We start from the raw sequence: 21,665 nt of genomic DNA, 5'->3' as shown, positions 1-21,665 counted from the left end.
ATCCTCTTATAAATTTAAAAATGTGAGGTGGGGTTTATGAAATCAATAGAAGTTTTAAGTCCGGGGGAAAAAATAAAAAATATTAGAAAAAGGTTTAAAATTAAACAACAAGATATAACTGGTGGTGAAATTACACGTAATCTTATTAGCATAATAGAAAATAATAAGGCAAATTTAACAGAGAATGTGGCTAAAATATTAGCGGATAATATAAATATTTATTGTAATAGAAATTCAATAGATTTCTATATAACTGCAGATTATCTTTTAGAAAATGTTACTTCACAAGTAAATAAAATTTGTGATAATTATATTGAATTTATAGAAAAAACTGATATAAGCAAAATAGATACAATAGAATACTCCTTTGATGAGGTTGAAGTGTTTTTAAAAAAATATAATTGTAGAGAAAAGAAAATAATTATATTTTCAAAAATAGGAGATAAGTTTAAAATCATCGAAAAATACCACAAAGCGTATTATTTTTATAATAAAGCATATGAAAATTATATATTAAATGATGATAAAGAAGAATTTTTTAATTTAATATATAAACTAGTTTCTTGTTGTATAATCACTGAAAAGTATGATCAAGCATTAAGTTTAATAAATTTTACATTGCATGAGTTTAAAGAGCTAAAAGATTCGCAGAAATATAATATAATAATAAAAGAAATTATTTGTTATAGAGAAATTAAGAAGATAGATTATTCATTGGAATGCATAAAAAAATTAGAAAAAACTTTTGAAAAATATTTAAAAAATTATCCAGATGAATATATAAACTTGTTAAAATTAAAATCATCTTGTTTAAGAGAAAAAAATTCATTTTTAGAATCATTAGATATAGAAAAAAATATATTAAAGATAATATCTATTAATGATTTACAACGACAATTTGAATGCAATACCAATATACTTGAAATATATAACTCATTAAAAGACAGAAGAAATTTACAAAAGTATTCTAATAAATTAATAAAGTTAGATAGAGAATTTCAAATTCCAGAAGAATTAAAACCTAAAGTATATCTCAATATAGCTATAGCAACTAAAGCGTTAAACTTGAAAGAAGAATGTGTAGTATATTTAAAAAAGCAAAAGAAATTGCTATAGAATTAAATGAAAAAATAATTTTAGAAAAGAGTATTTTAATTTTATTAGATATGTATATTAATGAAGGAAATTATGAAGAAGTAAATAATATAAAAAATTTAATATTGCAATTGGTTTCTAAAGGAAAAATAGATAAAAATCACACAATCATTTTAAATCTAATAAAATATTATAATAAGTTAGAAGAGAGAGAAATAATAGAAGATATATTAGAATTTTTGATTTAAAATTTAAAAATTAGGTAAGTAAACTAAAATAAAGTTAATTTAAAATAAATTTTTAGATTAACTTTATTTTATATTAGGAATTAATTAAATTTAAAGCTAATTCCTTTAAGATTTAGATACTTAAAATGGATTAATGCATTTTACATAAAGATATTTTAAACTTATTTAAAAATATTTTTATACGAAATTTAATTTAAAGTATAGAATGATACGAAGCATATTTTATTATTTTAAGTATTCAAATTTTATAATGAGTAATTTAAAAGTTAACTTAAAGCATATATAAGAGTTAAACTAACATTTAAGTTTACATGTAAAATAAATTGGATATTATGTATAAAATATAAGTTAATAAATAATAATAGAAATTTTGTAAAATAATTGATATAATTTAATTTGAAGAAATTTATTAAAAAAATAGAGTTATATACTAATCTAAGATGAGGGGAAGTATGAGAAAAAAAAGCAGTTTATTTATATTAAGTGTTATAATATTTTCTATATTATTTATATTTAATGTAGAAGCAAAAGAAAAAAATATAAATTTTAAAAGTATAACCATAGAAAATGGATTATCACAAAATTCCGTTTCTGCTATATTTCAAGATAGTGAAGGATATATGTGGTTTGGTACAGCAGATGGTTTAAATAAGTATGATGGGTATAGTTTTGAAAGTTATAAATTTGATAAAAGAAGTAAAAATGGCATAGCTGGAAGTTATATTGCAGATATAGCAGAAGATTTAAAAGGGAACATATGGATAGCAACTAGTAAGGGATTAAGTAAAATAGATAAAAAAAATCAAGTAATAAAAAATTATTTTTATGATGAAAATAATTTATCAGGAATATCTCATTATAATATATGGAATTTACTTATAGATAGTAAGGGTAACCTATGGATAGGAACTGAAAACGGTTTAAACTTATATGATGAACAAAAGGATATATTTATAAAATTTTGTAATAATAAAGAGAATGAAAATAGCTTATCTGATAATTTTATCTTGTCATTAGATGAAGATGAAAATGGTTTAATTTGGATAGGGACTAAAAAAGGATTAAATAGTTTAAATGTAAGTGATAAAAAAATCACAAGGTATTCAAAAAATAGTGAAATTATGCCATTAAGTGATGATTATATATTTAACGTATATTGTGATAAAAATAATATTATTTGGATTGCAACAAAATTTGGTGGGCTGAATAAATTAGACTTAAAAAAGAACAGATAGAGTACTATGTTAATGATGGAAATGAAGACAATAAAAAGCAAATACCAAGTAATTACGTTAGATGCATAAAATCTATGAGTGATAATGAAATATTAATTGGTACGGATAAAGGTCTTTGTAGATATAATCATAAAAGCAATGAATTTATAACTTTTACTCATAATATTTATGATAATCAAAGTATAATAAATAATAATATTCTAAGTATATTTAAAGATAAGTCAGGTATTATTTGGATAGGTACATATGATGGTATAAATATGTTTAATCCTAATACTTTCTTTACCAGTTACAAATTTAATCCAACTATTGAAAAAACCTTTAGTGATAAATCTATAATGGGTATATATGAAGATGATGATGGTTTAGTTTGGTTTGGAACTATAAGTGGTGGATTAAATTGTTTAAATAGAAAAACTGGAGAGGTTAAAATTTATAAACATAATCCTAATAATGAAAATAGTATAAGTAGTAATGAAATTTGGCATGTTAATGCAAATAATAATGATGAGATATGGATATCAACATCTGATGGATTAAATAAATTTGATAAAAGAACGGAAACGTTCACAAGATATTACATAGAAGATGGATTATCATCTAACGAGACCAGATATATTTATTTTGATAGTAAAGATAATATGTGGATTGGATCAAGAAATGGACTAACTTGCAGAGATAAGAATGGAGTATTTAAAGAAGAAAAAGAAATTTTTAAAAAGGGTGGCTTGACAGATGAATTCATAACATCTATATATGAAGATGATAAAGGAAATTTATGGATTGGAGCTGCCTTAAATGGTGGAATTATAAAATATAATAGAGAAAAAGGAACAGTGAAAAATTATACAAGTCATATAGTGGATGATAATTGTTTAAGTATGAATAGTGTTAAATGTATAAGGGGAGATGATGTAGGAAACTTATGGATAGCCACTAATTATGGATTAAACAAATTTAATCCTAAAACAGAGGAATTTACAGTATATACAGAAAGTGAAGGATTATCTAATAATTTTGTTTATGGTCTTCTTATAGATGAAGAACAAAATCCATGGATGAGTACTAACAATGGTATATCAAAGTTAGATATAAAACAAAATAAATTTTTAAAATTTAATGTAACAGATGGATTGCAAAGTAATGAATTTAATTCTTATTCTATGTTTAAAAGTAAATCAGGAGAAATGTTTTTTGGTGGAATTAACGGATTTAATACATTTTATCCTAAAAATCTGAATCAAGATAATTATATTCCAAAGGTAGTTATTAAAGAGGTTTTATTTAATGGAAATATACTAAAGTATAATAAAAACATTACACTTAAATATAATGAAAATCACTTTAATGTAGAATTTTTTCTTCCAGAATACAACAATACATCTAAAACAGAATATTGCTATAAATTAAATGGATTTGATAAAGAATGGGTATATTGTAAAAATAGAAATTACGGTAATTACACTAATATACCACCAGGAAAATATGTATTTACAGTTAAAGCAAGAAATACTGCAGGGGTTTGGAGTGAGGAAACTAAGTTATCGATAAATATAATGAATCCGCCTTGGAAAACTCCTATTGCATATTTTATTTATATTTTAATATTAACTTTACTTATATATATAATATGGAATTATGTAAATATATTAGAAAAGATGGTTCATCAAAGAACTTTGGAACTTAATACAAAATTAAAGGAAAATAAAAAATTATATGACAAATTAATAGAGACAGAGAGATATAAAAATAACTATTTTATTAATTTATCGCATGAACTAAGAACTCCATTAAATGTTGTTATGTCTACACTTCAACTTTTAAATAGGTTTACTATAGATAGAATAGCAATACAAAATGAAAAAATGATATACTATTTAGATGTCATGACAAAAAATTCCAATAGGTTACTAAGGCTTATAAATAATATAATTGATACATCTAAGATTGATTCAGGAAGCTATAAAATTCATATACAAAAGGTAGATATAGTTTATTTAGTTGAGGAATTAGCGTTATCTATGAAAGAATTTATAGAGGATAAAGGCATAGAGCTTATAATTGATCCTGAGATTGAGGAAAAGATTATAGAGTGTGATCCAAGTGATATTGAAAGATGTATTATTAATTTAATAGGAAATTCAGTTAAATTTACTAATAGAGGTGGACTTATAGAAATAAAGATATTTGATAACGGTGATACTGTTTCAATATCTGTAAGAGACACTGGAGTTGGTATAGACAAACAGAATCATGAAAGTATATTTAATAGATTTTCACAAGCTTATGATAAATCGTCAGAAGAGCATGGAGGAAGTGGCCTTGGATTAACACTTACAATGCAATTAATAAAACTTCATAAAGGAACTATTGAGTTGAAAAGTGAATTAGGCAAAGGAAGTGAATTTATAATAACATTACCATTGTATCAGTAATGTTTAATCAATGAAAAAAAAGAATATATATATAATTCTGAAAAAGATAATATCTATTGACTTAAAAGTTTATAGGATGCATAATAATACATATATTAAAAGTAAATAATTAAGATAGAGGAGCAAAATTAAAGAGTATTATTATGGAGATAAGCACGATGAAGTAATAAGAAAGGGAATTTTGCCGAAGTTAATAGTGTATGCTTTAAGGCTATTGGCTGGTTTTATATAGAATATATATAAAACTGTCACAAAATATTTTGTGGAGGGCTATTACTTTATAAACTTTGAAGATTATTTTTAAAAGGAATTCGAAGCCATAAGTATATGCTTATGGCTTTTTGTTTTTTAAAAATGCGAATAATTATTCAGTTTATTCAATGTGTATGTATCTTGGTTAATTACTTATGGGAATTAATAATTGAGCAGTTATTATGGATTACATAATAAAATGCCCATAAGGAGGACGCGTAATGAAAAACAATGAAGAGTTACAAAGAGGTTTAAAATCACGACACCTAAACATGATTGCAATGGGAGGTGCAATAGGTACAGGCATATTTCTTGCAATGGGAGATACCATACATAAGGCAGGGCCAGGAGGAGCACTAATAGCATATGGGTTAATTGGTGTTATGGTATATTTTTTAATTACTAGTTTAGGTGAAATGGCTACATATATGCCTATATCTGGTTCTTTTAGCGCTTATGCAACAAAATTTATAGATCCATCATTGGGATTTGCACTTGGTTGGAATTACTGGTATAACTGGGCAATAACAATAGCTGCAGAGATGGTAGCTGGTGGTTTGATAATGAAATATTGGTTTCCAGATGTAAAACCGGTTATATGGAGTATTGTATTTTTAACTATAATAGTAGGGTTGAATTTATTATCTTCCAAAGCTTTTGGTGAATCAGAATATTGGTTTGCTAGCATAAAAATTATAACAGTAGTAATATTTTTATTAATTGGAGTTTTAACTATTTTAGGAATAATAGGTGGAGAAAAAATAGGATTTAAAAACTTTACTGCAAATGGAGGACCTTTTGTTGGAGGGAAGAATTCAATATTTATGATTTTTTTATTAGCTGGATTTGCTTTTCAGGGAACAGAACTTGTTGGTGTTGCAGCAGCTGAAAGTGAAAATCCAGAGAAAACTATACCTAAAGCAGTAAGTACTATATTTTGGAGAATATTAATATTCTATTTAGGAACGATTGTTATTATTGGGGCTATAATACCTTATACAGAGTTAGGGGTAGAACAAAGTGCCTTTACTGTTGTTTTTGAAAGGGCAGGAATACCTATGGCTGCATCAATAATGAATGCTGTAATTTTAACATCTATATTATCAGCAGGAAATTCTGGAATGTATGCATCAAGTAGAATGTTACATGCTATGGCTAAAGAAGGAATGGCACCAAAAACTTTTGCAAAAACGAATTCAAAAGGAGTTCCTGTTAATGCTATAATATTAACTACTTGTATTGCATCAATATGTTTTTTAACAGGAATTTTTGCAGAAAATACAGTTTATGTGTGGTTAGTAGCGGCATCAGGATTAGCAGGATTTATAGCTTGGGTAGGTATTGCACTTTGTCACTATAGATTTAGAAGAGCTTATATAGCACAAAATAAAAAATTATCTGATTTAAAATATAAAGCTAAGTTATACCCATTAGGACCAATTATTGCATTGGTGATGTGTATAATAATAATAATAGGACAAGGATATAGTTATTTAAGTGGGGATACAATAGATTGGCAAGGATTGATAGCATCTTATATTGGATTACCATTATTTATAATTTTATATGGTGGATATAAAATTAAAAATAAGACTAAAGTAGTAAAATTAGAAGATGTTGATTTGAGATATAATGAAAAAGAGGAAAATAATAATAAAATAGCATAATTAAAAAGTAGATAGTGGAGAGAAAAATAAAATTGAACAAATATTTTATTTGAAATTATATTATAACTTTATGGTTGTAACCTAAACCTAAAAAACTCTTCACTATCTATTAATTACATGTAATATTTAAATTTTTCTTTAATATATGCGAATGAAATTATGTTATTGGCAAGATATCCTTCAAAAAATATGTAGAATGATAGTGTAACAGCTATGAAATAATGTGATTTAATGGTATTATTATACTAATAATAAATTATAAATTCTAAATATTTTGATTAAAATGATAAAAGAATTTAAATTATCTAAAAAAATTATATAGTTATACGTAAGACATATTATTAAAAACACATAATATGTTTTAACAAGGCTTTAAATAGGGGGTTGTGGGAATATGCGAAGAAGTTATCCTTGTATAGAAGTAGATTTGAATAAGTTAGCACATAATTGCAAGACAATTTTGAAATTATGCAATGATCAAGGAATAGAAGTAGTTGCTATAACAAAAGGGTTTTGTGCTAAAAAGCCTATAGTTAATGCTATGGTTGAAGCTGGAATTAAAACAATAGGAGATGCAAGAATTCAGAACTTGAGAGGCGTAACTGAACTAAATTGTGAAAAGTATTTAGTAAGAATACCCATGGAAAGTGATGCAGCCAATGTTGTTAAATATTCTGATGTAAGTTTAAATTCTGAGTTAAAAGTTATAGAGAAATTATCAAAAGCAGCAAAAAGAGCAAAAAAAACACACAATATTATACTTATGATAGATTTAGGAGATTTAAGAGAAGGGGTATTAGAACTAGATTTATTAGATACAGTTAAAGAAATATTAAAGCTTCCTAATATAAAACTAATAGGTGTTGGAACTAATTTAACTTGCTATGGTGGTGTATTGCCAGATGAAAATAATCTTGGAAAGTTAGTTGAGTTAAGGGACAAGCTAGAGAAAATATTAGATATAAAACTTCCAATAATATCAGGTGGAAATTCTAGTAGCTTATATATGGTTATAAATGGACAAATACCTAACGGAATAAATCAACTTAGAATAGGTGAAGGAATTATATTAGGGACAGAGTCATCTTTTGCTAATAAAATTGATAATACTTTCCAAGATGTGTTTACATTGAAAGGAGAAATAGTAGAAATAAAAAATAAGCCCTCTGTTCCTAAGGGGACTATAGGTTTAAATGCTTTTGGTGAAGAACCACATTTTGAAGATGTAGGTATTATGAAAAGAGCTATATTAGCTATAGGAAGGCAAGATATAAAGGTAGATGCTATGAGTCCTAGGGATGAAAAAATAAAGATTTTAGGAGCAAGTAGTGATCATTTAATATTAGATTTGACTGAAAATATGAAAGATTATAGGGTTGGGGATATAGTGGATTTTGATGTTAAGTATGGATGTTTACTTCAAGCTATGACATCACCATATATAAGCAAATACTATAAACACAGGTAATACGAGATTATATCTCAAGATAGAATTTATCTTGAGATATTTTTTATATTTCAACAAAATTTATAAACAGATAAGGTGGAGATATAAAGAAAAATATAACTATAATTGAACATTTTTGAAAAAAGTATATGTGTGATATAATAAAATCAGAAAATTTAGAGAAAAGGGGGATGAGTTTATTTATAAACTCAAGTTTATATGAAATTATTAGTAAGAGATAAATTTCCTAAAATGAATGTTGTTACTACAAAAGGGAAGATGAATTTGCCAGATGATTTTTATGGAAAATGGTTTGTATTTTTTAGTCATCCATCAGATTTTACTCCTGTTTGTACAACAGAATTTGTAGCATTTCAAGAAATGATAGAGAAATTTCAAATGTTAAATACTGAACTTGTAGGACTAAGTGTTGATACCATTGAAGAACATAAAAATTGGATTTTATGGATAAAAGAAAATTTAAATGTAGAAATTAAATTCCCAATAATAGATGATAGCAATAAGGAAATATCTAGACGACTAGGAATGATAAGAGATGAACAAAAGGATACGACAACAGCGAGATCAGTAGTTATAGTAGATTTTAAGGGAACTGTAAGAACTATATTAGAATATCCTAAAGAAATTGGTAGAAACATAGATGAAATAATAAGGATAGTTAAAAGTTTACAAATAGCTAGTGAAAAGCATTTATTTACACCTGCAAATTGGCCTAATAATAAAATTATAGGAAATAAAGTTTTGATTGGAAGTAGTGAAGAAGTTACAGAGAAAAGGATTAAAGATGAAAATATATGTAAGTTATCTTCATGGTTTATGTATAAAAGTTTAGATGATTAGAATAAATTTTAATAATGATTGAAAAAATAGAATAAAAAATATATACTAAGAAGAACTAATGTAAAATATATTCTTATGAATAAGTTATATGTTATATAAAGATAGTTTATATATGTTTAATAAAAGAATTAATAAATCTAAGGAAAAATAGTAAATAGCATATGTATGCTTTAGGAGATGTACTTAAAATGGATAGAAAAACCTTAAGATATTTTAAAATAGCATTCAATTTTGAGATACCTTTATTTATGGTATGTATGTTAATTTCTGCTTATAAGCAATCAATATTTTGGATGTTATTTTTTCTAATAGTAATTATTATAGATATATTTGCTCTTAGATTTGTAGAAAAAAAACTGAAATGAAGATAACATAAAAAGCAGTGTTTTTTTAATTAATGGATACTGCTTTTTATGTTGTTTAAAATTTATAAGGCTTTACATTCTAAGGCTTCAGCTGCATTATATGAACTTCTAACTAAAGGTGCTGAGGCAATATAACGAAACCCCATATCCATACCTATGTCTTTGAATTTATTAAATTTATCTGGATGAACATATTCTACTAATTCAATATGATTTTTAGAAGGTTGAAGGTATTGACCAATTGTAACAATATCACATTCATAAGTTCTTAAATCTTTTAATAAAGATATTACCTCATCATCATTTTCACCTAAACCTAGCATAAAACCGGATTTAGTTAAAATATTGGAATCAAATTTTTTTACCATTTTTAAAAGTTCTAAAGAACGTGAATAAATTGCTTGAGGTCTTACCGTACTATATAAACCTGGAACAGTTTCTATATTATGATTTAAAATTTCAGGTTTTGCATCTGTAATTGTTTTCAATCCGTTCCAATTTCCTTTTAAATCAGGTATAAGAACTTCAATTGTAGTAGATGGATTAAGCTTTCGAATACAGTTTATAACATTAGCAAAATGAGAAGCGCCACCATCAACTAAATCATCTCTAGTTACAGAAGTTATAACTGCATGTCTTAAATTAAGTTTTTGAATAGCTTCTGCTACATGTATAGGTTCAAGCGGATCTACATCTGCTGGAGTTCCAGATGTTACATTACAAAATCTACAATTTCTAGTGCAGGTATTACCTAAAATCATAAATGTTGCAGTTCCTTTATTATGACATTCTAATCTATTTGGGCAATTAGCTTCTGTGCATACAGTATTTAAAGATAATGAGCGAGTTAAAGCTTGTACTTTTTTAAAATTATCACTATGTTCCAATTTCACTTTTAACCAATCTGGTTTTCTTTTATACATAAAAATACCTCCACAACTTAATATAATAATTGTTATACTAAAACATAAGATTAATTAAATCTTTATTAGATATACCTTTTATATAATCTTCTATATTAAATGAGTTTAGTAGAGCACTTAATATAGTTGGATTATACGGTTTGTCAATAAATTTGCTTTCTAGATATTCAATATTTTTTGTGAAGAAAAAATCTCCGTAAAATTTTAAATCTTTAATAATTCCTTTTTCAATATTAAAATTAACTTCAATAGTTCCCCCATTAAATCTTTTTTCTTTTGAGTATTTATATTTAGGATTCTTACCAAAATTCCATTCATGTGTGGCAAAACGTGTATTCATAATATTATTAATTTCTTTTAAAGCTGTATCATCAAAAGAATATAGCTTTTTTTCATTGAATTCATTCATAACAAAATCTAATACATACTTTTTAAAATTAATCACAGTCATATTTTCTTTAAGGTAATCAGAAATATTAGTAACTCTTGATTTAACTGAAGATACACTTTTATGCTTAAACTTTAGAGGATTTACCTTTAAAGCTGAAGATAAGTTTACTATAGAGCTTGAAAACAAAAGTGTACCATGATGAAGAACTTTGTTTTTATAATAATATTGAGCATTACCTGAAAATTTTTTTTCATCTATAACCAAATCATTTCTTCCTGAAAATTTAGCATCTATTCCTAGACTATGAAGAGATTTAATTATAGGAAGAGTAAATTTTTTAAAGTTAGAAGTAACATCACCAGTATTTTGAGAAATAAAAGAAAAATTTATATTCCCTAAATCATTGAAAACTGCACCACCACCAGTAAGTCTTCGAACTACTTTAATGTTATTATTACTTACATAATCTTCATTTATTTCAGCAAAGGCGTTTTGATTTCTACCAATAAGTATGCAAGGCTCATTTTGCCATAACATAAAACAATCATTATCTAAAGTCTTTAAAATATATTCTTCAGCAGAATGATTAAAATATGGGTTTATGTTATTGTGATTTATAAATATCATTATTTAGCAACCTTTCTTTTTTAATTATGTATAAAATAAAAAAGAAAGAGAAAATTTATACTCTTTCTTTTTTATTTAAAACTAAATAATTAAGAATAAATAATATTAGTTTTGTTTAGTTTCTTCTTTTTTATTTGTATCTTTATCTTTGTTTGCATTTGCATCCTTAGTTTCATCTTTTTTAGTGTCATCTTTTTTATTAGTGTCTTCTACCTTTGTGTTATTTCCTTCAGTTTTGTTCTCAGTAGCGTTGTTTCCACCACAAGCAACTAAAGATAATGTTAACATTACTGATAATACGATTGAAAGAACTTTTTTCATTTTAAAATCCTCCTAAGATTAAATACATATTTTTAACTTCGATTATTATTATACTCCTAAATTTTAACAAAATAAATACAAAATTCAAAAAAAACACAATATTTAATCAATAAAAAGTTGTTTTGAGAAAAAGTAAAATCTATTTCAAAAATATGCTTTAAATATAAATAAATTCAAAAATTTAGAAAGAAAAATAATACAATAAATGGTAAAACTTATTGACATATGTAATAAAAAACAAAAATATAAGTTAAAAAGTTAGAAATAAAAAACCTTTAAATAAAAAATATTATTTAAAGGAATATTAAAACAACTATATATGGAATTTTTTTCTAAATTTTTCTTTGTATTGTTCTGGTAATTTATGATGTATGTATAATAAAGCAATAGATAAAGGAAATCCTATAAAGGAAATTATTATTGACCAAGTTAATATTATAGATTCTTTATAATTTAGACATATTAGTGTGTCAATGGCTAAAGAATATAAAGTTAAAAGAAATATAACATATGCAGCTATATTAAATCCTGGATTTTTACTTATTCTAATTAATTTTACAAGAGATAGTATGAAAATTGTAGCCAAAAAAATGCAAGGTAACCCAAATGTAATAGACCAATATAATTCACCATCAACAATATCTAATAAAATAATTAAAAATAAAGTATTAGTAGCCATTGATTTTATAAATTTGTCTAAAGACAAGTTAGTTTTAAGTATTATGTATAAGTAAATTATTCCAGATAAAATACTTACAGTGCTATATCTTGACCAAGTAATAGTTTTAGAAAAATATATGTTTTGCAAAGTTGCTATAAAAATACCGCATATAGAAATAGCTAATAATACTGAAAATATTACTTTTTTAAGTTGTTCATGCTTAGAAGGATAAATATTTGTAGCATCAGGAAATTTATTTTCTTCTTTAATGAAACCATCTGGAGTTGTATTTGGTAAAGAAAATTCACAAAGAGGACACTCAGTTAAAGTATACTCTACCTCTATACCACATTTAGGACAATAAGGCATAAAAGAAAACACCTCCTTAAATTTTATTTATGTCTAGGATTGTCGTTTGTTTCAATTTTGCAGATTATACCCATTTTTCGTAATTTTCTAAAAAAAATTTTTTCTATAGTTTTGTCGTAGGTTACTTTTCCAAAAGTTATATAAAGATTATCTTTATAACTAGTCATAACGATTTTTATTTTATTACCTTCACTAGGAGGCGGATATGCTTCAAAACGCTCTATAAATGGTTCAAGTTCTTTAGGCATAGTTATCTTACCAACATTAGATATTCCACTGGTGTAACTACCTTCTCCAAGTCTGCTATAAGCAATAGGTAACACTAAATTTTTAATAAAAAGAGGCGTAGATCGATTTAAAAAACTTAGCTCGCTTTTTATATTTTTAGTTATTTGCTGATTAATAAAACGTTTGTGAGTTTTTTCTCTCATATATTGATGAACATAAGTCAATATTTCATCAAAATTATAATCTAAAAGTCTAGGATCTATCATAGGTGTTACAGAGATAAAAAAGTTTCTAAGTGTTTTTGAATCATATGATTTTCTTAAACTAACTGGTACATTTAAAATTATTGGATTCAATTTCATTTTAGGGTTTTCTTTTTTTAATTCTTTTATGTAATCTAATATAGTATCAAAATAAACAGCTATGATAAATTCAGTAAGAGTTACCCCATGAACTTTAGAAATTTCCAAAATATTTTTAACAGGTAATATTCCTGTCACTATATGGTATACCCCTTTAGTATCTAAAGGTATAGGAAAATGAAATGCCTTTGGTAACTTATAAGGTGGTGGTGTAGTCTTATTAAAGTATCTTTTGAAGGAGTCTTCAAATTCTTCTTCTTTTGGAATGTCATTATAATTAAAAAAAGACGTCTCTTTATCTATAAAATTTATTTTTTTAAGTTTAAAATATTCTTTTAAAAGGCTTTGTAAAAATATTATTCCACCGGTACCATCTGTTATACTGTGTGAAAATTCAACAGCAATTCTTTTTTTATAGTATATTACTCTAAAAGGAAAGGTGCCCTTTTTTTTAAGTTCTAAACGAATGCAAGGATAGTATTTTTCTTCTTCAACTGTTGGTATTTGTTCTGTATGATCAAAATAATACCAAAACAATCCTGGTCTTAAATTTACTTGGAAATAAGGAAAACGCTTAATAACTAAATTTAATGCATGTTGAAGCAAAATAGAATCTACATATTCTGTTAAGGTTGAAGAAATTCTAAAAATTGTACTTACTCTCCAAGACATTATTGAAGGATATAATTTTCCTGCATTATCTAAAGGGTACCAGTTTGATTTTGATTTTTTTTCATAAATAAACCTCTTTCAATAAACCTAAATTTAAAACTAATTTAATTATAGCATTAATCATTTAAATAGTAGATTAATTTTTCTAAAAATTAAATGGTGAATGATTTTTTATGTTATAAACAATTAATAGTATTATTTATAGTATATCGGTTTAATTGAAATTTAATTATATATGAAGTTTTTTCTTCAATTTAATTTTATATTCAACAGGTAATTTATGATGTATATAAATAAGTACTAAACCTAAAGGCAATAAAATTATAGTTACTAATAAAGACCATCTTAACTTGAATGAGTTATATAAAGTTAAAGATATAAAACCATCAATTCCAATACAATATACGGATAAGGCAATTAAAGTGTATCCCGCCACATTAAAATATTTATGTTTAGCAATTCTAAATACTTCATAGCATATGGATAAAAGACATATAGTCATTACTATAAATGGAAGTCCTAATTTTATAGACCAAGATAAGTTGCCATCAAAAATATCTAATAATAATATTAATATAAAAGTATTCAAACCAAATCCTATTATAAAATTTTTAAACTTCCATTGTAAATCTAACATTAGATAAAAATAAAACATAGCTGCAATTATACAAACCGTAGAGTATTTTGACCAAGTAAGTTTCCCAGAAATATAAAAATTACAAAATAAGGTTATAAACATGCTACATATACAAAATGCTTTAATTATAGAAAAAAGTATTTTTTTAAATTCTTTAACCTTTTTATTATAAATATTAACTGCATTAGGAAAACTATCATAAAAACTTTCTGAAGAATTCGTATCTATGTAAGGTAAAGCAAACTTACATAGAGGACATTTTTTTACATTAGAGTTAACTTCCACACCACATTTAGGACAATAAGACAACTATTAACACCTCCAGTAAATCTTAATATAGAAAAATATATATTTATATTAATTGGTTTCTATTTTTATAGGTATGCCCATTTTCCTAAGTTTATTAAAAAATATTCTTTCAATATTTGAATCTGTTGTCACTTTGCCAAAAGTTATATAAAGATTATTTTTGAAACTTAATAAAACAAGTTTAATTTTATTACCTTCACTTGGTGGAGGATATGCTTCAAATTTTTCTATATAAGGATACAGTTCCTGAGGAATAGTTATTTTACCTAAATTGGAAAGGCCACTGGTATAATGTCCCTCAGCAAAAGTGCTATAAGCAATAGGTAAAAATAAATTTTTAAATATAAGAGGAACTGCTCTATTTAAAAAGAAAAGTTCTGTTTTAACATTTTTGCTAATATGTTGATTAATTTGCTTTTTATCAGTATTAATATACATATAATTTTTGATATAGATTAAAAGCTCATCAAAAGTATAGTCACCTAATCTTGGATCAATCATTGGTGTTATAGAAATAAAAAAGTTTCTAAGGGTTTTAGAATTGTAAATTTTTCTAAGATTTACTGGTACATTTAGTATTATAGGTGACTTTTTTAAACGGTAAATCAAATCTTTCTAACAATTTAATATAATCTAGTATTGTCTCAAAATATACTGCTAAGAAAAATTCTGTAACAGTAGCATTTTTAGATTTGCAAATATTAAGTACTTTGTCCAAAGGAAGAGAACCTGTAATTATATAATATATACCTTTAGAGTCTAGTTCCATAGGGAAATGGAAAGCAAAAGGTAGAGGCGATGGATTAGGTACATTTGGATTAAAATGTTTTTTGAAAGAATCTTCAAAAAATAAATTAGAAGAGTAATTATTAATTTCCTCTGATTCTTTTATAATATTTTTAAAAGAAAAATATTCATATAGTAAGCTTTTCATAAATATTAATGCGCCATGACCATCAGTAATACAATGAGAAATTTCTAAAGAAATTTTTTTGTTATAATATAAAATTTTAAATGGAAAGTTCCCTTTCTTTTTAAGCTCCATTCCAGTACAAGGATAATAAGTTTCTTTTTCAATTGTAGGAAAAAAGTTTACATAGTCAAAATAATACCAAAATAATCCTGGCTTTAAGTTCACTTTAAAAAAAGGAAATTTATTAATTGTTTTGTTTAAAGCTCTTTGTAATAGGTTAGGTTCTATATCAATAGTTAAAGTAGCAGAAATTCTAAAAACAGTGGTAACCCTCCAAGACATTATTGAGGGATATAATTTGCCTGCATTATCAAGAACGTACCAGTCAAATTTATTATTATTATTATTCATAATTACCTCATAAAAAAATAATTAAGCATACTAAAAAATAATAAGTTATATTTTGCTAATCTTTTATACTATACCAATAAAATTTATTGTCTTACAAACATATAGTGTAATAATTTTAACTTTATATTTTTTTTATATGCCTTATATAAATATTCATATTATAAAAATAATAAAAAAGTACTATTAAATTTAAATTGTGAACTACAAAAAAGGGAGGTTCATCATTTAAAGACACTCCCTTTAAAACTTTATTTTTTATTAAAATGACCAGTTACCATTTTTAAATATATAAAATTCTTCATCCTCTTTAGTTATTCCAATTATATCAAGATCCTTTGATCCTATCATAAAATCAACATGAGTTAAGGATGTATTACCACCAGCATTTTTAAATTCCTCTTCAGACATTTCACTTCCATTTTCTAAGCATGTAGGATAACCATTTCCAAATGCTAAATGACATGAAGCATTTTCATCAAATAATGTATTATAAAATACTGTATTTGAATTAGAAATTGGAGAATCAAAAGGAACTAATGCAACTTCCCCTAAATAACGAGCACCATCATCTGTATCTAATAATTTTTTTAATGTCTCATAACCTTCTTTTGCTGTAAAATCAACAACTTTTCCATCTTTAAAAGTTAAAGTAAAATCATTAATTAAGTTTCCACCATAATTAAGAGGTTTAGTACTAGTTACAGTTCCATTAACACCTGTTTTAAGTGGTAGCGTAAAAACTTCTTCAGTCGGCATATTAGCAACAAAAAAAGTGTTTTTACCATTGTATTCTCCACCACCAGACCAAATGTGATTTTCAGGAAGTTCTATAGTAAGGTTGGTGATGCTTGATTTATAATGTAATTTTTTGAATTTCTTTTCATTTAGAAATGATGTACTTTTTTCAAGAGTTTTTAGGTGTTCATTCCAAGCAGCAACAGGATTATCTTTATCAACTCTTACTATTTTAAATATAGCTTCCCATAATTTTTCAACAGCTTCTTTTGGTGAAACTTCAGGAAATACTTTTTTAGCCCATGCTTCGGTAGGAACAGACACTACATTCCATGCAACAATACTACTCATAGTATATTCTCTAAAAGCTTTAGTAGCTAGTGAACGGGCTTTGTTAGCAGACGCTATTCTAGAAGGGTCTACAGATTTTAAAATTTCAGGGTCTTGTGCGTATATGCTTAAAAATGCAGCATTATTTTTTGCTAAGTCTTCAAGTTCAGCAGCTTCAAATTTAGAAAATTCGTTAAATACTTCTTCTGGAGCATTTAAAAATTTTATTAAAGATGCTTTTTCATCATTCCATTTAATTATAACATTTCTAGCACCATGTTTATAAGCAGATTCAGATATAGCTCTTGCAAATTCAGCACATTCAATAGGGGAATTAACAACTAAAGTTTGATTTTTTTGTATGTTTATACCAACACAAACTGCAAGATCTGCATATTTTTTTAATGTTTCTTGGAAATTATTCATTTTATGTTCCTCCTAAATAAATTATATTTCAATTATATTTTTTATAAAATACATTAATTATAATATATTAAGAACATATTAGCAAAAAAATTTGAATAATCAATATTTATTTTTAGAGAAAATTAATATTTCAAATTATTTGATATAATTTTCAATTAATTGCTATATAATATAATGGTTTTATGCATTGTATATACTATGTATATACAAAATTATATATAAGAATTAGTTGAAATATGTAATCTTTAAATATAATTATATTTAAAGATTACATATTTTTTATAATTTGATTTAAAAAATATCTATATTCTAAATTATTTGACAAAATATTTGTTAAATTCAAAAAAAGAGATTTTAATATCGGAAATTATGTGATATAGTAGTTTTATGGTTTATTTATACTATTATAGGTAATTTTGTATTTATATATAATATTGTGAATTAAAATGAATTTACAATATGCATTTTAAAAACATAATCTACCGTATTTATATATGATTAAACTTTAAGTTTCTAAGTATTTATCATACATTTTATGAAAGGTTTGAAAATTAAATCTAAAGTATTACTATTGTATATGTTTGTGTTTTTTTATGACAATAAATATGTAAAACTTCCACAAAAATTGTAGTGCGATAGGTATTGGATTTGATATAAATTAATAACAGTTTAATTGGAGGGTTTGTAAATGGACTACATATGTCATGACTTATTTATGATTAGAACACCAGCTTTGCCTGTTAAGATTTCAAGAGGATTGATGAATGTTAATAATTATAATGAGATTTTTGATTACATCTTAAAAAATAATTTAGAAGGATATTTAAAGGAGGCTTTACAAGTATCAAGTTATTCACTATATGAAGCACTTCAGAGAGTGAACAATGACAGCAAAAAGGATAAAGGAATTTATATGAGTTTATATAAATACCTTCAAAGAGCATCTTCAAGGACAACTCCATATGGATTGTTAGCAAACGTTTGCATGGGTGAATTTGCTGATTCGGATAAATCGATTATTAATTTAAATAAAATAAAAAGAATAATAAAAGTTGATAATTTTTGGGCATTTAGTTTGATAAAAGATATTGAGAAAGATTTTAAAGTATTAAAAAGCTTATCTCTGATATGGAATAACAGTTGTTATGCTTCGAGTTGCAGAGTTAGAAACCCACATTTTTCTGACTATGGAACAGCTGAAAATAATTCACTGAAAAGAAACTCTAGTATAAGATATACAAACTTAGTTTCTATAATTAGAGATAATACCCAAGAATTTGTTAACTATAATGCTCTTGTACAAATAGTTCAAGAGCATTATCCTAATGTAAATAAAGATAAAATATGTGACGCAATAAATACATTAATTGAGCAGGAATATCTATTTACTGATTTAAGAGTTCCGGCATATTGTGAAAATGTATTGGAGCATATACTTCAAATGTTGGATAAATACAATGTATTATCAGAGTTAAAATATAAGCTAAAAAAAATAGAAAATGATTTTAAAAAATATGAGTTACCTGATGAAGGTAACAAAGAACAATTATTAAATCAAATACTAGAACAAATGAAAGAGATTAAAATAGCTTCTAATTATATAGAAGTAAACTCAGGGAGTCGATTTGATAAACCATTTTTAAGTGAAGAGGTTAAATTAAAACTTGAAAAGTTTGCAAGCACTATTGCTAATATTGGAGTGGAAACAAAACTGTATAATCCTTTAACCAAATTCAGAAAACAGTTTCAAGAAGAATATGGAACAAATATAGAAGTTCCTTTGACGGAAATCATAGACCCTTGTGGATTTGATGGACTAAGGTATTATGAAGACACATATTCCAGTAGTAGTGTTAGAGAGGATAAAATTAAAGATATTTTTGAGAGAAGTATACAAGAGGCATTAATTAATGGAGAAAGGAAGGCTATTTTAACAAAAGAAGACTTTATAGATATATATGATGAAAATATTAGTGACTTAAGATTTCAAAACTCATTCGATATGAATTTTATAATTACTAAAGGTGATAAAGGTATACATTTGACGATAGGTCCTAACTTTGGTTCGTCATCAGCAGGAAAAACATTTCAACGATTTCATGGTGTTTTTGATGAATATGAGTTTGAAAAATATAATACTATTTATGATGAGTTGGATAAGGAAGAAGAATGCTTATATGTTGAGTTACGCGAAATGACTGATTGTGGAAGATGCTCCAATGTTATAAATTGGAATAAAAATTATAAGTATTTCGTGACATTAGGTTTACCTGGAACAATTGAAAGAGAAACAGAGATTTTTTTGTCTGATTTAACAGTAGGTATAGATGATAAGAATAATCTATATTTGAAATCAATCTCAAAGAATAAAGTTTGTAAAATGGTTACAAATAATATGCTTAATCCAATTCTAAATAGTAAAGTATTTAATTTGTTATTAGATATATCATCGAGCTACGATGGAATAAAGGTAATGCATAGAATGGATAATTTTCTTAAAAATGAATACATTTACTCTCCAGAAATAGTAATTGAAGATGTCACTGTTGCACCTGCAAAATGGAATTTTACAGAGACAAACTTGAAAGTAGAATCTTTTAAAAAATTTAAAGAAAGTTTTGATTTTTGCAGTAAAAGATATGATGTGGATGAATATGTTTACATGTGTAATGGTGATCAAAGATTATTAGTACATAGAACTAATGAAATTGCATTGGAAATCTTATATCAGGAATTAAAAGAAAAAAACATTTAAAATTATGTAGTATAGAGAAAAATTTATTTGATAGCAATATGGTTATAAATACAAAAGAGGAAGGTTATGTATCAGAATTCGTATTCTCCTTTTATGCAAAAGAAAACAAAAATCTTCAAATTAAAAGTAGTAATATTTTACTTCAAAATGAAAAACGTATAATATGTCCTTTTCAAGAAGGTTGGGTATATTTGAAAATTTATTGCAATGAGGAGATGGAAAATGATTTCTTAGTTCAGCTTTTTGATAATAAGGAGTCTTTGAAAATTAACAAATTTTTCTTTTTGAGGTACGCTGATGAAATAGGGAGGCATATTAGATTACGAATAAAATATTCTGATCAGAAAGAGGCATTAAAATTATATTCAGTATTGAGCCAATGGTTATGTGAAGTGAGAGATTATGGAATGTTAAAGTTTTGGTCAATAGACGAGTATAGACGCGAAAATAATCGTTATGGTGGTGCTGATATTATATCAGAAATAGAAAACTTGTTTTTTCAGGATAGTGAGTATGTGATTAACTTTATTAAAAGCAGGGATATACAGAATAAAGAGGAGCTTGAAACTGTATATTTTGAGGCTTTAAGTAAGTTACTATGCAATTTTAATTTGGATAAGAACAAGATGTTGGAAATATTGGACAAGGTAGTAGAACAGAAAAATTATAGAAAAGAGTACAGCAAAAAAAGAAAAAAATATATGAAATGGTTTGAAGAAATTTTAGTTCCTGAATTTATGAAAGATAGTAGAACGAACACAGTGAAAAATGTATCAGAATTAATATTTAATCCAAAGAGAAAACTAACTAACAGTGCTGATGATATTATTCTCTCACTACTGCATATGTGCTGTAACAGATTGTCGGGCGATAGAATCATAGAAGGAAAGATGCATAGTATGTTAAGGCATACCTTATATGATGTAATAAAGAAGGAAAAATATTACTCATAGATACTAATTATTTTTTATTATAACCATAGGATAGAAG

At 25.2% G+C, this 21,665-nt stretch carries 19 protein-coding genes and 1 riboswitch; of the genes, 10 read left to right on the top strand and 9 right to left on the bottom strand.

Annotation, left to right across the window (positions count from 1 at the left end; translation table 11 throughout):
• The first annotated feature begins 36 nt into the window (after positions 1–36).
• The 8 genes from CSGHG_RS17760 (at position 37) to CSGHG_RS23445 (ending at position 9,605) form a co-directional block, all read left to right on the top strand.
• Positions 37–1,116 (top strand): helix-turn-helix domain-containing protein, encoded by a 1,080-nt coding sequence (locus CSGHG_RS17760; RefSeq protein WP_010299118.1) that lies wholly within the window; start codon positions 37–39, stop codon positions 1,114–1,116.
• Positions 1,077–1,343 (top strand): hypothetical protein, encoded by a 267-nt coding sequence (locus CSGHG_RS17755; protein ID WP_010299116.1) that lies wholly within the window; start codon positions 1,077–1,079, stop codon positions 1,341–1,343. The genes CSGHG_RS17760 and CSGHG_RS17755 overlap by 40 nt, the downstream gene beginning before the upstream one ends.
• A gap of 452 nt (positions 1,344–1,795) precedes the next feature.
• A complete protein-coding gene (locus CSGHG_RS24465; RefSeq protein ID WP_235700176.1) occupies positions 1,796–2,578 on the top strand; it encodes a ligand-binding sensor domain-containing protein in 783 nt (260 codons plus the stop codon).
• Between the two features lie 74 nt (positions 2,579–2,652).
• Positions 2,653–5,013 (top strand): sensor histidine kinase, encoded by a 2,361-nt coding sequence (locus CSGHG_RS21330; protein ID WP_235700175.1) that lies wholly within the window; start codon positions 2,653–2,655, stop codon positions 5,011–5,013.
• 107 nt (positions 5,014–5,120) lie between these two features.
• Positions 5,121–5,294: riboswitch (Lysine riboswitch) on the top strand.
• A 192-nt stretch (positions 5,295–5,486) separates the two neighbouring features.
• The gene (locus CSGHG_RS17745) at positions 5,487–6,932 is read left to right on the top strand and encodes an amino acid permease (RefSeq protein WP_010299113.1); all 1,446 of its coding nucleotides are present in this window, start codon (positions 5,487–5,489) and stop codon (positions 6,930–6,932) included.
• Positions 6,933–7,326: 394 nt separating this feature from the next.
• Positions 7,327–8,400: an ornithine racemase Orr gene (gene orr, locus CSGHG_RS17740; RefSeq protein WP_010299111.1), complete on the top strand. Its 1,074-nt coding sequence runs from the start codon at positions 7,327–7,329 to the stop codon at positions 8,398–8,400.
• A gap of 198 nt (positions 8,401–8,598) precedes the next feature.
• Positions 8,599–9,240, top strand: a complete 642-nt coding sequence (locus CSGHG_RS21325) for a peroxiredoxin (RefSeq protein ID WP_042317041.1) — start codon at positions 8,599–8,601, stop codon at positions 9,238–9,240.
• A gap of 188 nt (positions 9,241–9,428) precedes the next feature.
• On the top strand, positions 9,429–9,605 hold the full coding sequence (locus tag CSGHG_RS23445; protein ID WP_155844791.1) for a hypothetical protein: 177 nt from the start codon (positions 9,429–9,431) through the stop codon (positions 9,603–9,605).
• A 62-nt stretch (positions 9,606–9,667) separates the two neighbouring features.
• Here the strand turns inward: CSGHG_RS23445 and lipA are convergent, their stop codons facing one another.
• From lipA to CSGHG_RS17690, 9 genes are all read right to left on the bottom strand, one after another.
• The gene (gene lipA, locus CSGHG_RS17725; protein ID WP_010299102.1) at positions 9,668–10,528 is read right to left on the bottom strand and encodes a lipoyl synthase; all 861 of its coding nucleotides are present in this window, start codon (positions 10,526–10,528) and stop codon (positions 9,668–9,670) included.
• Positions 10,529–10,565: 37 nt separating this feature from the next.
• Complete coding sequence (locus CSGHG_RS17720; RefSeq protein WP_010299097.1) at positions 10,566–11,546, bottom strand: lipoate--protein ligase; 981 nt, start codon at positions 11,544–11,546, stop codon at positions 10,566–10,568.
• 105 nt (positions 11,547–11,651) lie between these two features.
• Positions 11,652–11,867, bottom strand: coding sequence for a hypothetical protein (locus CSGHG_RS17715; protein ID WP_010299093.1), 216 nt, complete (start codon positions 11,865–11,867; stop codon positions 11,652–11,654).
• A gap of 313 nt (positions 11,868–12,180) precedes the next feature.
• Positions 12,181–12,897: a DUF6320 domain-containing protein gene (locus CSGHG_RS17710; protein ID WP_026022439.1), complete on the bottom strand. Its 717-nt coding sequence runs from the start codon at positions 12,895–12,897 to the stop codon at positions 12,181–12,183.
• A gap of 23 nt (positions 12,898–12,920) precedes the next feature.
• Positions 12,921–14,159, bottom strand: coding sequence for a condensation domain-containing protein (locus CSGHG_RS17705; RefSeq protein WP_010299089.1), 1,239 nt, complete (start codon positions 14,157–14,159; stop codon positions 12,921–12,923).
• 229 nt (positions 14,160–14,388) lie between these two features.
• Positions 14,389–15,105: a DUF6320 domain-containing protein gene (locus CSGHG_RS17700; RefSeq protein ID WP_010299085.1), complete on the bottom strand. Its 717-nt coding sequence runs from the start codon at positions 15,103–15,105 to the stop codon at positions 14,389–14,391.
• A gap of 48 nt (positions 15,106–15,153) precedes the next feature.
• Entirely contained in the window at positions 15,154–15,606 is a 453-nt protein-coding gene (locus CSGHG_RS22215) for a hypothetical protein (RefSeq protein WP_155844790.1), read from the bottom strand.
• Positions 15,607–15,658: 52 nt separating this feature from the next.
• Positions 15,659–16,429, bottom strand: a complete 771-nt coding sequence (locus CSGHG_RS22210; RefSeq protein WP_052314816.1) for a hypothetical protein — start codon at positions 16,427–16,429, stop codon at positions 15,659–15,661.
• A 258-nt stretch (positions 16,430–16,687) separates the two neighbouring features.
• The gene (locus CSGHG_RS17690) at positions 16,688–17,920 is read right to left on the bottom strand and encodes an aminopeptidase (RefSeq protein ID WP_010299083.1); all 1,233 of its coding nucleotides are present in this window, start codon (positions 17,918–17,920) and stop codon (positions 16,688–16,690) included.
• 688 nt (positions 17,921–18,608) lie between these two features.
• On the opposite strand from CSGHG_RS17690, the gene CSGHG_RS21315 reads away from it, so the two are divergent.
• Complete coding sequence (locus tag CSGHG_RS21315) at positions 18,609–20,675, top strand: lantibiotic dehydratase family protein (protein ID WP_010299079.1); 2,067 nt, start codon at positions 18,609–18,611, stop codon at positions 20,673–20,675.
• A gap of 38 nt (positions 20,676–20,713) precedes the next feature.
• Positions 20,714–21,628, top strand: a complete 915-nt coding sequence (locus CSGHG_RS21310; protein WP_010299075.1) for a thiopeptide-type bacteriocin biosynthesis protein — start codon at positions 20,714–20,716, stop codon at positions 21,626–21,628.
• Positions 21,629–21,665 lie beyond the last annotated feature (37 nt).

This window comes from Clostridium senegalense JC122, from assembly GCF_000285575.1.
Taxonomy (GTDB): Bacteria; Bacillota; Clostridia; order Clostridiales; family Clostridiaceae; genus Clostridium_J; species Clostridium_J senegalense.
Note: the sequence above shows the minus strand (reverse complement) of the source record. Positions and strands in the feature narration are given on the sequence as shown.